The organism is Maribacter sp. MAR_2009_72 (assembly GCF_007827235.1).
Classification (GTDB): Bacteria; Bacteroidota; Bacteroidia; order Flavobacteriales; family Flavobacteriaceae; genus Maribacter; species Maribacter sedimenticola.
In genome coordinates this window covers 2,746,337-2,760,520 of the sequence record NZ_VISB01000001.1, presented here as the reverse complement: position 1 = coordinate 2,760,520, position 14,184 = coordinate 2,746,337, and the positions used below count along the sequence as shown (strand labels likewise).

The window sequence follows — 14,184 nt, the reverse complement described above, 5'->3', positions numbered from 1 at the left end:
TTATAATTTAAGCTTTCCAGAAGCAACTTGTCCTGCCATTACCAATGCATTATAGGCATTGGCAATTTTTCCAGAAGTTGATATTTCCTTTAGAGAAGCATTTTTACTATTGTCTCCACCTAAAATTACTTTTGATTTTATAGGCAGGCCAGACTCTAATATAATTTGTTTTACCTGTGCCGCTGTCAATGACGGATATTGAGACATAACAAGAGCTGCGATACCTGCCACTGCCGGAGCTGCCATAGAGGTACCTGGTGAAAACTCGTATGAATTGTTGGGATAGGTTGAATAGATATCAGTGCCCGGAGCAAAAACATCTACATTGATAGCGCCATAATTAGAGTATGAGGCTACCAGCTCGGAACCGTATTTTGGATTTAGGGCACCAACTGTCAATACATTATCCGCAATTTCTGGACCGTTGTTTATTTGGTCATTAGGATAATTTCCATTGTTTGGATCATCTAAATTAGCGCCATCATTACCTGCCGCATGTACGAAAAGCACATTGTTTTTCGCCGCATATTTGATAGCCTCATATACCCATTCTGCCTTGGGCGAAAATGATTTACCAAAACTACCGTTAATGATTCTGGCACCGTTGTCTACCGCATAGCGTATTCCACGTGCAATATCCTTATCATATTCATCCCCATTGGGAACCGCCCTAATACTCATAATAGCCACATTGTTGGCCACACCGTTGACACCAATGCCGTTGTTTCGTTCTGCAGCGATTATACCAGCAACATGCGTTCCATGGCTCTCGTCATCTACCCTATTTTGTGGGTTGCCGTTGCCATAATCTGTATCTGTAATATCATAAGCATCATCACCAACGACGGCTCTACCGTCAAAATCTTTGTTTAAATTATAATTAAGTTGTTCCGTATAATGCTTTATACCATTTTGCAATTCCTTTAATACCTCTGGTATGGAATCCTTAATACTGAACATTTGGTTTAGGATAGCCAAATTTCTTTGCATTGATTCGCTGTTTGCTTCAATACCCGCAAGGTCTTCCTTGGTATAGACATCTTTTTTTAAATATGCCCTGACCTCAGCATCCGCATTTTTTACGGCCTGATAGATTTGCTCATATTGTTGCTTGCCCTGTAGGGCTTCGTTATATTTTTTATCCAATTCTGCTTTTGCCTTGGACAAGGTTGCGGCGTCTCCAATATTTAAGCGGAGCATACGTACATACTCCAATTGTTCATTGTAAGATTCGCCCAGAAAATTATATCCATGAATATCATCTATATAACCATTACCGTCATCATCAATGTTATTTCCTGCCTTTTCTTTGGTATTGGTCCATAAAACACCATCCAAATCCTCATGGTTTAAATCAATTCCAGAATCAAGCACCGCAACAATTGTCTTGGTCCCTTTTCTATTTTTAATGATTTCATCGTAAGCCTTGTTGACGCTCATACCCGGTATGGTATCGGTTACAAGGTCTAAGTGTCCCCAATTTTTCTTTTCATCATCGGTTAGATCAGAAATTTTTAGAGGTGTAGCATCAATGTTTTCAACAGGGGTAAGAATTAATCCGCCACTGGAAGCAGGGCTGGTACTGCCACAACTTGTTAATAGGGCAACCAAGGAAGTAATTATCAAGGGTTTTAAATATGTATTTGTCATATATGGGTATTGAATTAGTTTTAAGATTTACAGTTAATTTTGACCAAATACTTCATTAAAAGTAAAAAGCTGGTCTAGGCGTATACCTCTTTCGGTATGTTTTAAAGTACATAATTGGTTGTGGGCATCGTGTTCAAAGAAAAGGTAATAATGATTTTCCGCAGCTTCGTTTAAAAAACGTTCTTTTTCTTGCATGGTTAACAGCGGCCTGGTGTCATAACCCATTACATAAGGCAATGGAATATGTCCTACGGTGGGTATAAGATCAGCCATGAAGACCATGGTCTTTTCCTTATACGTAAATTGTGGCAACATTTGTTTTTCCGTATGCCCATTTACAAAGCGAATATCAAAATCCAACGAGTTGTTAGATGAAAAAGCGGTTTCCGTTTCTTTTATAAAATGTAATTGACCACTTTCTTGCAAAGGCATAAGATTTTCCGTTAAAAAAGAAGCTTTTTCCCTAGGGTTTGGCTGTGTTGCCCACTTCCAATGCTTTTCATTGGACCAAAACCTTGCATTTTTAAAGGCGGGCTCATAACCTGTTCTATCTTTGTTCCATTGTATGGCTCCTCCACAATGATCAAAATGCAAGTGGGTCAAAAAGACATCCGTAATATCATCTCTGTGAAAACCAAGGTTGTTAAGTGACTTGTCCAGGGTAAAATCTCCCCAACGGTTATAATAGCTAAAAAATTTATCGGACTGCTTGTTTCCCATACCTGTATCTACCAAAATCAGTTGGCCGCCATTTTCTATCAAAAGGCTTCGGGCGGCAATATCGATAAGGTTATTGGCATCGGCAGGATTTGTTTTCTGCCAAATAGTCTTGGGAACAACTCCGAACATGGCCCCTCCGTCCAATTTAAAGTTGCCGGTTTCTACAGGATAAATTTTCATAAAGGGCAAAATAATAAAAGCACATGAAATGATAGGATTATTAAGAATATATTATCATTTATGTATTTGGGCCAAAATTAAATTTGACATTGAAATGGCCGGGTTTATAAGTCCAAAATGTTTGCTATGCCTCCTTTAGTAAAAGTTCGGTAAGGTTATGATGTGCCAATGGTTTGGATAGATGGCCTTTTATAAAATCATATTTTTCCGCGTTTTCACTATCTACGGGATCCAATGAAGAACTTAAAATAAATATTTGTGGATGTTTTTTTAATTCTTCGGGCAGTTTTATATACTCGTCCAAGAATTCAAAGCCGTTCATTCTAGGCATTCTAATATCTAAAAATATAACATCCGGATGCGTATCTGGATTATCGGCAACACTGTTCAAATAAGCTAGGGCATCCATTCCAGAAGATTTGATTATTATAGAGTCCACACATTTTTCTTTTGAAATGATCGCCTTATTGATGAAGTTGTCGACATCAGAGTCATCAATTAACAATACCGAAAGTGCTTTGTTAGATTGTTCTTGATTCATTTGGTAATTTTAAAGTAAAAGTTGATCCTTCTCCCAAGGATGATGTAACATTGATCGTACCGTTTAGTTTCGTCATAATTTCCTTTACGATAAATAAGCCTATACCCGTACCCATGATTTGGGATGATATTCTATAGAACATATCAAAAATACGTTCTATTTGTGCTTCTTCCATTCCAAGGCCATTATCCTTGATCACGATCACCGCTTCTTTTTTAGAGGTGGTGATATCTATCCATATCATTGGATGCTTTTTGGATAGGTCATGGTATTTAATGGCATTAGAAATAAAATTGTTCAATAAGATTGAAATTCTCTTTGTATCCGACACAAATGGGATTTCATCTTTAACACTAACGTTTATTTTTATGTTTTTCGTGTTTTCAAGGTACCAAAAAGTATCTATGGCACTTTCAATTAGTTGCTGGAAAGATATAGGTTCCTTGCTGATCTGTAAGTGTTTGTTTCTTGAGTATTCAATGATATCCCTTATGAAATCGTCCAATCTTTTAATTGATTTTTCCATCATTTGAAGATTGATCATCAAATCTTGATCAATATTTTCGGACATGCTAAGGTCAATTAGCCCTAAAACGGAAGTTAATGGAGCCCTTAGTTCATGAGAGGCACTGTACACGAAACTATCCAGTTCAGAATTCGTTTTTTTTAGTTGTACGTTTTGCAGGGCCAAAGCGTCTTCTGCATCTTTTCGTTTGGTATCGTCTATTAGTGTAACCAGATAATTTTCCTTGTGGTTATAAAATAGTGGTTCTATGGAAACAAGCAAGGTTATTCGTTGACCGTTGGCCAAGCTTACTTTAAACTCATAGTTCTTTAATCTACCCTCTTCTGTAAACTTTGACCATAATTTTGCTCTTTTATTATCGTCATAATCGTTCATAACAACAGCGCCGCTCTCCAATATAGTATTACCTAAAAGATCATTTTTATTAAGGTTTAAGAGTGTAAGCACTGTTGAGTTTACCTCTAGAACCCTTCTGTTGGAATCTATGATGAGCATACCCATTAGGTTTGTCTGAAAGGCCTTTTCAAACTTCTCTTGGCTTTCCTTTAATGCTCTTTCGGCCAAGACACTATTTGTTATATCCATAGCAGTACCATGGTACCGTATTGGTTTACCGTTTTTATCATAAATTAATTCAGAAAATGCCAGAATGTACTTAAACGTTTTATCCTCTAGTAAAATTCTATAAACACTTGGTGAATCTGTTTTTTCACCCATTTTTACATTTAACCTATTTTCTAGAATAGACCTATCATCTTCATATATGACGTTTTTGACCATATCAACAGTCATAGGGGTGTTGGGTTCAATATGATGAATGCTGTACATTTCTTGTGACCATTCTACAATATCACAGTCCATATTCCAATTCCAGTACCCAAATTTTCCTATTCTAATGGCGGCGTTCATTTTTGCCTGTAGGTCAATTATCTTATTATCTGATTCTTTCTGTTTTGTGATATCTATTACAGTTCCCCTATATCGTATGGGGTTGTTGTTTTCATCCTCTTCCACTTCCATCTCTACCAGCACATATTTAATTTTTCCGGCAGCATTTATGGTTTTGTAGGTAAAAGAACTACCTTCATTTTTTGGGCTTAACTGCTCCAAGATATTTTTATGGAGGTCAAGGTCATCTGGGTGAACTAATTTTTCAACCATGTCTGCCGTAATTAAGGTTCCGGGGGTAACGTCATAAATTTCATACATCCTTGGCGACCAATCAATGATCCCGGTATCAAGGTTCCAATCCCAATAACCTATTTTGGCAATACGTATTGCCGTGTCCATTTTACTTTTAAGGTCAAGTATTTCATTTTGTGCTTTTTTATGCTCTGTAAGATCAAATGCAATACAGCCTATTGCTATAGGATTATTGGCGCTATCATGGATTAAAAAACTGGATAGTTCTAAGGGTATAGGTTCATTGGTTTTAAAATTTCTAAAATCAATCTCACCGGTCCAAATACCGTTTTCAAGAACAGAGGGTAAATGACTGGAAGCAACAATATCCCTATATTCTATAGGAAAATAATCTAAAATATTTATTTGGGAAAGATCATCATCGGGGGAAATACTCACTAATTGTTTGCCGGCCTTGTTCACATAGATAGATTTCCCTTCTAAGGTTGCCAATCCAATAAAACCGGGACTGTTCTCAACCAAGGCTATTAATTGCTGTTTTTCAAGTTCTGCCTGTTTCTTTTTGGTGATATCCCTAAAATATATGGATAGCCCATCTTCTGATGGATACAAATGGTTTTCGATCCAACTATCATGTGTGGCATGATATTGTATAAAATGGGTGTACTCTTGAGTTTCCATTGCGCCTGTAAAAACGGCATAGGCTTCTGAGTTCTTAAAAGTAGGATAGACCTCCCATAAATTTTTACCAACCATTTTTTCGACATTCATACCTACAATTTTTGCCGCCTTGGCATTGATGCTCTTAAACTTCCATTCCCTATCAAAAGAAACAAAGGCATCGGATATTCGCTCGGTCAACTGTCTATACTCCTTTTCCCGTTGACGCAGGTTTATATGTGCTTTTTTGGTCTCTGTCCGATCTATAAAGGTAGAAAGACATAAGTTTCTGCCTTCAAACTCAAAAGGTTCCACAGAAGCCAGCACATGCAAAGTTTTGCCTGATTTATCTATAATATCGACCTCCATTTTGTCGATTTTATCTGCACTGGTCAAGGAATGGGCAGCAGAATTTTCCCTGTTCAAGTCTCTAGTGTTGACCAGTCCCAGTTCAGATATGGATTTCCCTTTGATTTCATCTAGGCTATACCCTGTTAGTGTTAAAAAGCACGTATTGGCGTCCACTAAAAGATTGTTTTCGTCCCTTATGGTCATACCAATGGTACTATTGTTAAACGCCTTGCTGAAAATTTTTAGGTTGTTCTGCGCAATCTTTTCCAAGTTTTTTCTTTCCGTAACGTCCCTTACTATGCCTTGTACGGTGTTGTCCGGTAAAACCTTGGAACTTATTTCGCCAGAAAATGTACTGCCATCTTTACGGATCATGTTCCGCTCGGACACAAAGGGCTTTTCCTTTATAATTTTATGATAGCGTAGCGGTAGTTTCGCCAAATCTTCAGGGGACACCAGTTCATTAAAGTTTTTTTCTAATATTTCTTTTTTGGTATACCCGAACATTGCGGTACCAGTTTCATTGATATCCAAAATTTCTCCCGCTTTGTTAGAAACAATAATACCGTCTGAAGCTTGTTCCACCAAGGTTTCATATTTGTGTTGGTTTTCTTTTAACAAGAGCACCTTTTCTTGGACCATTTGGTTCAATTTTATAGGTTGGCGGGTAATAAACAAGATAAAAGCGCCACAGATAAAAGAAAAAACAAAACCAAGCATTGATATGGGCCAAAAAGCAGCAAAGGAATGGGGGTCGGTAGATATTACATATAACTTCCATTCTCCCTGTTGGGTAGTTATGGGAACATTAACTGCATTGTCCAGAGCAATATTTTTTGAAGAATAGAAGACCTCTTCTGTTTGATCTTCGTTTATTTTTGCTAGTTGGTACGAAAAAGCGGTTAGGTCTTCTGAAGCGGACTCCACTAGTTCCACTATAGTGGATAACCGTATAATAGCTGCGGCAAAACCTGCAAATTGGTTTTCTTTATATAACGGTTTTCTAGATAAAAAACCTACTCCGCCTTGTTTTAATTTAATTGGTCCAATGGTAAAGTGGTCATTTTTTTCCTTACTGTACAGGGCCCCTTTTTTGGCAACGGAATCCTTAAAGATATTGAACCCTAAAATTTCATTTCCCGCTAAAGGATAAATATGGGTTATGGTCCCCTCGCCATTAACCAATTCCAGTGCATCTACATAGGCATTGTTGTTGAGCAATAGTTTGGAAATACTATCAAAGTTTTGGGGTATTCCATAATTTTCTACGATATAGGACAACGTTTGGGTGGTCAAATAACTTTGTCCCATGGCAAAATAAAGGTCGTCCTTTAATTTCAATGCCCTATTATGAACCCTTTGCTGCTCTTCTTTTAGTTGTAACTGAACCCTTTGATATATAAATGCTTGAATAATAATGAAGGAAAGCAGAAATACCAAGAACCCAATTAAGAGGGGTTTTTTAAATATGGAAAAAATTTTTTTTTCAAACATTTAAGAATGTTTTGAAATATAATTTGGGTTCTGCCAACATATTAGTTCATAAATATTAATTTTTATTATGTTGGGGAGAACATAAGTAAAGTTAAAAAATGATTTTTAACTACAGGTAATTTCTGCGATAATTGTAAGACAAAGCGTATTATAAAATTAAAAACGAGTTGGGTGTTTTATCGGTGGTCTATAGGGGTTTAAATATTATTGTTAAGGAATAATTGTATTAAAATCTACGGGTAATTAGCTGAATATCCCTTTTAATTAACGCTATTTTGAAAATCAAGTATTACGGTTGTAAGCTCGGGTATTGCCTCTAACAAATACGGTTTCTGGCTTCGTTATCTTCAATAGCCAATATTCTAATCGCAGTTTCCAAAAAAGTTGACCTTATGTGAAGGTGAAGAGAAAAACCCGAATGGAAATGAATTATAAAGTTTTGTAAGTAAGGAGAGAAATGATTTAGCGTCCTGTGATTCTTTTAAATTAGCAGACAAAATTGCTCCATTTTTTCAAAGCGTCAAAAATGCTAGGTTTAGGATAAGACTTTATGGTGTTTAATACCGTTAAATTGTTATTTTTAACCAAAATACAGAATATGCTAGAACTGGCAGGAATCATTATTTTGGGAATACTTGCACAATGGGTGGCATGGCGTTTAAAGCTTCCTGCAATTTTACCGCTCATTCTTATAGGTCTTCTGGTAGGGCCTTTATCTACACTATATACGGAAGATGGTTCAAAAATCATAGCACCTATTTGGAATGGGGAAAAAGGATTGTTTCCCGGAGAAAGTCTGTATTATTTTGTCTCTTTGGCCATAAGTATAATATTATTTGAGGGTGGACTCACCTTAAAGCGCTCAGAAATTAGAAGCATAGGTCCTGTAATTACGAAACTGATAACACTGGGTAGTGTAACAACCTTTTTTGGTGCAGCTTTGGCCGCCTATTTTCTTTTTGGCCTTTCATGGCAATTATGTTTTTTGTTCTCCGCCTTGATTATCGTGACCGGCCCAACGGTAATTACTCCCATATTAAGGAATATACCCCTTAAAAAGGATGTTTCCGCTATATTAAAATGGGAAGGTATTCTTATAGACCCAATAGGCGCTTTGGCCGCGGTACTGGTGTATGAATTCATAAGTGTTGGCGAAGGGCAGGCCTATACTATGACGGCGTTAATAGAATTTGGTAAAATACTGTTGTTCGGTTTTACGTTTGGTTTCACTTTTGCACATGCGTTGACTTTTTTAATCAAGAAGAATGCTATTCCTCATTACCTGTTAAACGTTGCCACCCTATCCGTTGTTCTTGGGGTATTTGTCATGTCAGATTTATTTGCCCATGAATCCGGTTTATTGGCCGTTGTGGTCATGGGTATGGTTATGGGCAATACGGAACTGCCCAATATAAAGGAATTGCTTTACTTTAAGGAATCGTTGAGCATCCTGTTGATTTCCATACTTTTTATATTACTATCAGCCAATATAAATATTACGGACCTTCAATTAATATTTACATGGAAGACCATTGCCCTGTTCCTAAGTATTGTGTTGATTATTAGGCCGCTAGGGGTATTTTTAAGTTCCATAGGCTCTAACTTAAAGTTCAATGAAAAAATGTTCATTAGTTGGGTAGGACCGCGTGGTATCGTTGCAGCAGGTATTGCTTCTTTGTTCGGCTCCAAACTTTTGTCCAGAGGAGAGCCCGGTGCCGAGTACATTACCCCTCTGGTATTTATGATTGTTTTGGGAACGGTGCTTTTAAATGCAACCACTGCCCGTATTTTTGCCAAAATGGTTGGAGTGTTCTTAAACAAATCAGAAGGGATTTTGATATTAGGAGCTTCTAAGGCATCAAGGTTAATTGGGGAATATTTACACAAGAACGATAGGCACGTAGTGTTGATCGACAATAACCAGACAAACATTGACAAGGCCAGCAAGCTCGGTCTAGAAGCCTTTTCTGCAAACGTATATTCCGATAATTTGACGGACAATATTGAACTGAACGATATTGGATATTTAATGGCATTGACTGGAAATTCAGACATTAACAAATATGCCATCAATAAATTTCAGGATGCTTTTGGGGAAAATGGTTCTTTTAGACTGGTAGATGCAGATGAAATGAACGATCCCGAGAAAAACCCTAAGGAAGGATTGTTCTCCCATACAGATGATTTTATAAAACTTGCCGAGGCGGCCAGGAAATTTCCTGCCATTCATGAGATAGAGCTTCATGATACGGAACACTATGAAGGCTTGATCGAGATTACCAAGGCGGATAACGACATTATTCCATTGTTCCTAAAGGATTTAGAGGGAGATATACAAATCATTACGGCTTTCAGCAAGGATTTTACCGATATTCAAAAAGGGTACAAATTGGCCTATTTAGGCAAAATGTTCCCTACAGATGATTCGGAAAAAAAGGACGATAACAAAGAAAAGCCTTAATCGTTAAGTTTTAAAACGGCCATAAAAGCTTCTTGTGGAATTTCCACATTACCCACTTGGCGCATACGTTTTTTACCTTTTTTCTGTTTTTCCAAAAGCTTTCTCTTACGTGAAATATCACCACCATAACATTTGGCGGTAACATCTTTACGAAGGGCCTTAATGGTTTCCCTGGAAATGATTTTAGATCCTATAGCCGCCTGTATAGGAATATCAAACTGCTGTCTTGGTATCAATTCTTTCAACTTTTCACACATCTTTTTACCAATAGTGGTAGCACTATCAAAATGAATCAGCGCAGAGAGGGCATCCACGGTCTGGGCATTTAACAGGATATCCACACGTACCAATTTAGATTGGCGCATACCTATAGGGGTATAATCAAATGAGGCGTAACCTTTGGAAACCGTTTTTAGACGATCATAGAAATCAAAAACAATTTCGGCCAAGGGCATATCAAAATTAAGTTCCACCCGTTCTGTGGTCAAATAGGTCTGATTGGTAATTTGCCCACGCTTTTCAATACAAAGGGACATGACGTTGCCCACAAAATCAGACTTTGTTATTATGGTTGCCTTTATATAAGGCTCCTCTACACGATCAATGGTTGAAGGGTCTGGCAGGTCGCTGGGGTTGTTTACGATCAAAGGCACCGTAGGGTCTTTGCGGGTAAACGCATGATAACTTACGTTGGGTACCGTTGTAATAACGGTCATATCAAATTCACGCTCCAAGCGCTCCTGTATAATTTCCATGTGCAGCATTCCCAAGAATCCGCAACGAAATCCAAAACCTAGGGCAGCACTACTTTCTGCAGTAAATACCAAAGAGGCATCGTTCAGCTGTAGTTTTTCCATGGAGGACCTCAATTCTTCAAAATCTTCGGTATCCACTGGGTATATACCTGCAAATACCATAGGTTTTACATCTTCAAAACCACCAATGGGATTTTTTGTAGGATTGGCGGAATCCGTAATCGTATCACCCACCTTTACCTCCCTGGCATCCTTGATACCGGTAATCAAATAACCTACGTCACCAGCTTTAATTTCTTTTTTAGGGTGTTGTGTTAATTTTAGGGTACCTACCTCATCGGCAAAGTAGCTTTTATCCGTAGCTACGAATTTTATCTTTTGCCCTTTTTTAATAGAACCGTTTACTACCCTAAAGTAAGTTTCCACTCCCCTGAACGGATTGTAAACACTATCGAACACCAACGCTTGTAGTGCTTCGTCAGGATTGCCTTTTGGAGCGGGAATACGTTCAATAATAGCGCTCAAAATTTCCTCTATACCTATACCGGTCTTGGCGCTGGCAGGTATGACCTCCTCTGCCTTACAACCTAACAGGTCAACGATATCGTCCGTAACTTCTTCTGGGTTGGCACTGGGTAAATCAACCTTGTTCAAAACCGGTATGATCTCCAGGTCGTTCTCCAACGCCAGATATAGGTTAGAAATGGTCTGTGCTTGTATACTCTGTGCCGCATCTACCACCAACAAAGCCCCTTCACAGGCAGCAATGGAGCGCGAAACTTCATAGGAAAAATCCACATGGCCCGGGGTATCTATCAGGTTCAATACGTATTGTTCACCTTTAAAGATATAGTCCATTTGTATGGCATGGCTCTTAATGGTAATACCACGTTCCCTTTCAAGATCCATACTATCCAATAATTGCTCTTTCTTTTCACGGTCCGTAACAGAACCGGTAAACTCCAAAAGACGATCGGCCAAGGTGCTTTTACCATGGTCAATATGGGCAATTATGCAGAAATTTCTAATGTTTTTCATAGCGATTACGATAATAAAAAGGCCAAAACAACAACGGTACGATCGCTGTTGATATTGAGCGACTGCAAATATAATCTAAATTAAAGCGCTAAACTTTGCCGTATTGGTCTATTTAATGTATTTAAGTTTCTTTTTGGATTACAGTATTTGTAATTGAAAACATCAATTTTTTAATTAGATTTGATATATAACCCCAAGTTAGCATTGAAAATACTATTGACCACCTTGTTGTTTGTATTGGGTATAACCCAAAGTATTCTTGCACAAACCTATGAATTAAAGGGTAGTATCAAGGATCAAAACCAAGAACCCATTCCTTTTGCTTCAGTATTTCTATTACAAGTTTCTGACTCTACTATGGTCAAGGGAACTTCTGCAGATGAAGATGGAGCTTTTATAATGGACCATATCAATGAAGGCCTTTACTTTTTACAGGCCTCTTATATTGGTCAAACTTCAGAATATTTGGCATTGGAGATTTTTATGGACACCAGAATAGGTGCCATCCTTATACACCAGCGTGCAGAAGAGTTAAATGAAGTTACGGTGGTAGGCAATAGACCAGCCGTTGAACGTAAGGTAGACCGTATAGTTTTTAACGTGGAAAACACGGCGTTGTCCCAAAACAGTTCTTGGGATATATTGCGCCAGACTCCAGGTGTAATCGTGAACAATGATGAATTAAAGGTTCGTAACCAAGCCACTACTGTATATATTAACAATAGAAAAGTACAACTATCGGCAGAAGAAGTACGTAGTCTCTTGGAAAACTATCAAGGGGAGCATATAAAATCGGTAGAGGTCATTCATAATCCGCCCGCAAGTTATGATGCGGAAGGGGGCTCAGTGCTGAACATCATTACCAGTAAAAATGTTTCCTTGGGGTATAAAGGCAATGTTAGTGCAGGGTATACCCAAGGAGTATTTCCAAAGTATAATTTTGGCACATCGCACTTTTATAAGACCAATAAACTGAATGTTAATGCCAATTATAATTATGTACCAAAAAAGGAATATAAGGGTTTGTTGAATACCATTAATTTTAAGGATGAGAGGGGTGTTTTTTCCATTTGGGACACTGATTTTGACCAAATAATACGTACCCAGGCACATATTGCCGCACTGAACATTGATTATGAGATAGATGACAGAAATGTCTTAAGCCTTACGACCAATACCCAATTAGAGCCCAAGCGGGATGCCGAGTATTTTCAAGAAACCATAATAAGGAACGGTGCCGGTATTATAGATTCCACATTTACCACAAACAGTTATTTGGACGAGAAAAAAACTAACCTTTCCGGTGATTTAACCTTTAAGCACACCTTTAAAGACCAGGGCAGTTTAAACGCAAATGCCCATTACACGTATTTTGATTTTAACCGTGGCCAGGATGTGGGTTCGGACTATTTTTTACCTGACGGGTCGTTTGTACGCGAGTATAATTTTTTTACGATTGCGGACCAGCAAATAGATATAAAAACCGCACAATTGGATTATAGCAATTATTTTGGCAGTATTTCATTTGAAACCGGGGTCAAGGGATCGTTTATAGATTCAAAAAGTACCCTTGATTATTTTTTACAGAATAATGGCTCCCAGTTCATAGCCAATCTGTCAGATGATTACACGTATGATGAAAATGTGTATTCCGCTTATGTTAGTCTGTCCAAGGATTGGGAGAAATGGAGTATTAAATCTGGGTTTCGTGCAGAGCAAACTAAAAGTACTGGGGTATCTGCAAGTGTTACCACAATTAATGATCTGGAATACCTGGAGTTTTTCCCTTCCGTGTTCGTATTACATACCATAAATGATGACCATAGTATTTCATTGGACTATTCCAGGAAGTTGAAACGGCCAAGATATGATGATTTAAACCCGTTCAGAACATATATTAACGAACGTACTTTTGAGGAGGGCAATCCTAACCTGACTCCAAATTTTAGCCATAATTTTAATCTTAACTATACCTTACAACAAGAATACTTTTTTGATTTTTATTACCGGGATAATGGTAGGTACATTTCAACATTGACCTTTCAGGACAATACCAATTTGGTGGTACGGGACGTAACCCAGAATGTGTTGAAAAGCACCTCTTACGGCATTGACTTCACCTATGGAAAGTCTATCAGCAACAATTGGTACTTGTACAGTTACATATCTCTCTTTCATGAGGACGAAACATTCTTGGCCGTACAGAGCAATGAAAATTCGTTCGCTCTTGATTATCAAGGAGCTTATGTAGACCTGACCAATTACCTAACGCTGTCCAAGGACGGCACCTTTAAGGGAGAATTGGGCTTTGTGTACTTATCGGGCTATTTGCAAGGGTCCTATATTCAAGATGAATTAATGAATTTGACCTTGGGACTTAGAAAATCCTTTAACAAAAATAGAATGGTTTTAAGTCTAAGCGCCAATGATCTTTTAAACAAGTACAATACCTACTTTACTTCCACTTACCTCAACCAGGACAATAGGTTTCTGTCTACCCCGGAAACCCAGTACGTTAAATTTGGGTTCACTTATAATTTTGGTAATTTCCGTTTAGAGGATAATCAAAGGGATATCGATAAAATAGAGCGTGATCGCCTGGATAATTGAGTACAGATTCAATTTTAAGAATTTAGTAATTTTTCCTGTTAATTTTTTAACATTT

The 14,184-nt window shown here is 37.8% G+C and carries 7 protein-coding genes; 2 read left to right on the top strand and 5 right to left on the bottom strand.

What is annotated here, in order from left to right:
* The 4 genes from JM81_RS11665 to JM81_RS11650 all read right to left on the bottom strand — a co-directional run bounded on the left by JM81_RS11665 (position 1) and on the right by JM81_RS11650 (position 7,265).
* Positions 1–1,650: a S8 family peptidase gene (locus JM81_RS11665; protein ID WP_144803625.1), complete on the bottom strand. Its 1,650-nt coding sequence runs from the start codon at positions 1,648–1,650 to the stop codon at positions 1–3.
* Between the two features lie 33 nt (positions 1,651–1,683).
* A complete protein-coding gene (locus JM81_RS11660; protein WP_144803623.1) occupies positions 1,684–2,550 on the bottom strand; it encodes an MBL fold metallo-hydrolase in 867 nt (288 codons plus the stop codon).
* A 124-nt stretch (positions 2,551–2,674) separates the two neighbouring features.
* Positions 2,675–3,091, bottom strand: a complete 417-nt coding sequence (locus JM81_RS11655) for a response regulator (protein ID WP_144803621.1) — start codon at positions 3,089–3,091, stop codon at positions 2,675–2,677.
* Positions 3,072–7,265, bottom strand: coding sequence for a PAS domain S-box protein (locus tag JM81_RS11650; protein ID WP_144803619.1), 4,194 nt, complete (start codon positions 7,263–7,265; stop codon positions 3,072–3,074). The genes JM81_RS11655 and JM81_RS11650 overlap by 20 nt, the downstream gene beginning before the upstream one ends.
* A gap of 598 nt (positions 7,266–7,863) precedes the next feature.
* Between JM81_RS11650 and JM81_RS11645 the strand changes: the two genes are divergently transcribed.
* On the top strand, positions 7,864–9,726 hold the full coding sequence (locus JM81_RS11645; RefSeq protein WP_089261275.1) for a cation:proton antiporter: 1,863 nt from the start codon (positions 7,864–7,866) through the stop codon (positions 9,724–9,726).
* Here JM81_RS11645 and lepA read toward each other — a convergent pair.
* Positions 9,723–11,519, bottom strand: a complete 1,797-nt coding sequence (gene lepA / locus JM81_RS11640) for a translation elongation factor 4 (RefSeq protein WP_144803617.1) — start codon at positions 11,517–11,519, stop codon at positions 9,723–9,725. The genes JM81_RS11645 and lepA overlap by 4 nt on opposite strands.
* A 204-nt stretch (positions 11,520–11,723) precedes the next feature.
* Between lepA and JM81_RS11635 the strand changes: the two genes are divergently transcribed.
* Entirely contained in the window at positions 11,724–14,129 is a 2,406-nt protein-coding gene (locus JM81_RS11635) for an outer membrane beta-barrel family protein (protein ID WP_144803616.1), read from the top strand.
* Positions 14,130–14,184: the final 55 nt, after the last annotated feature.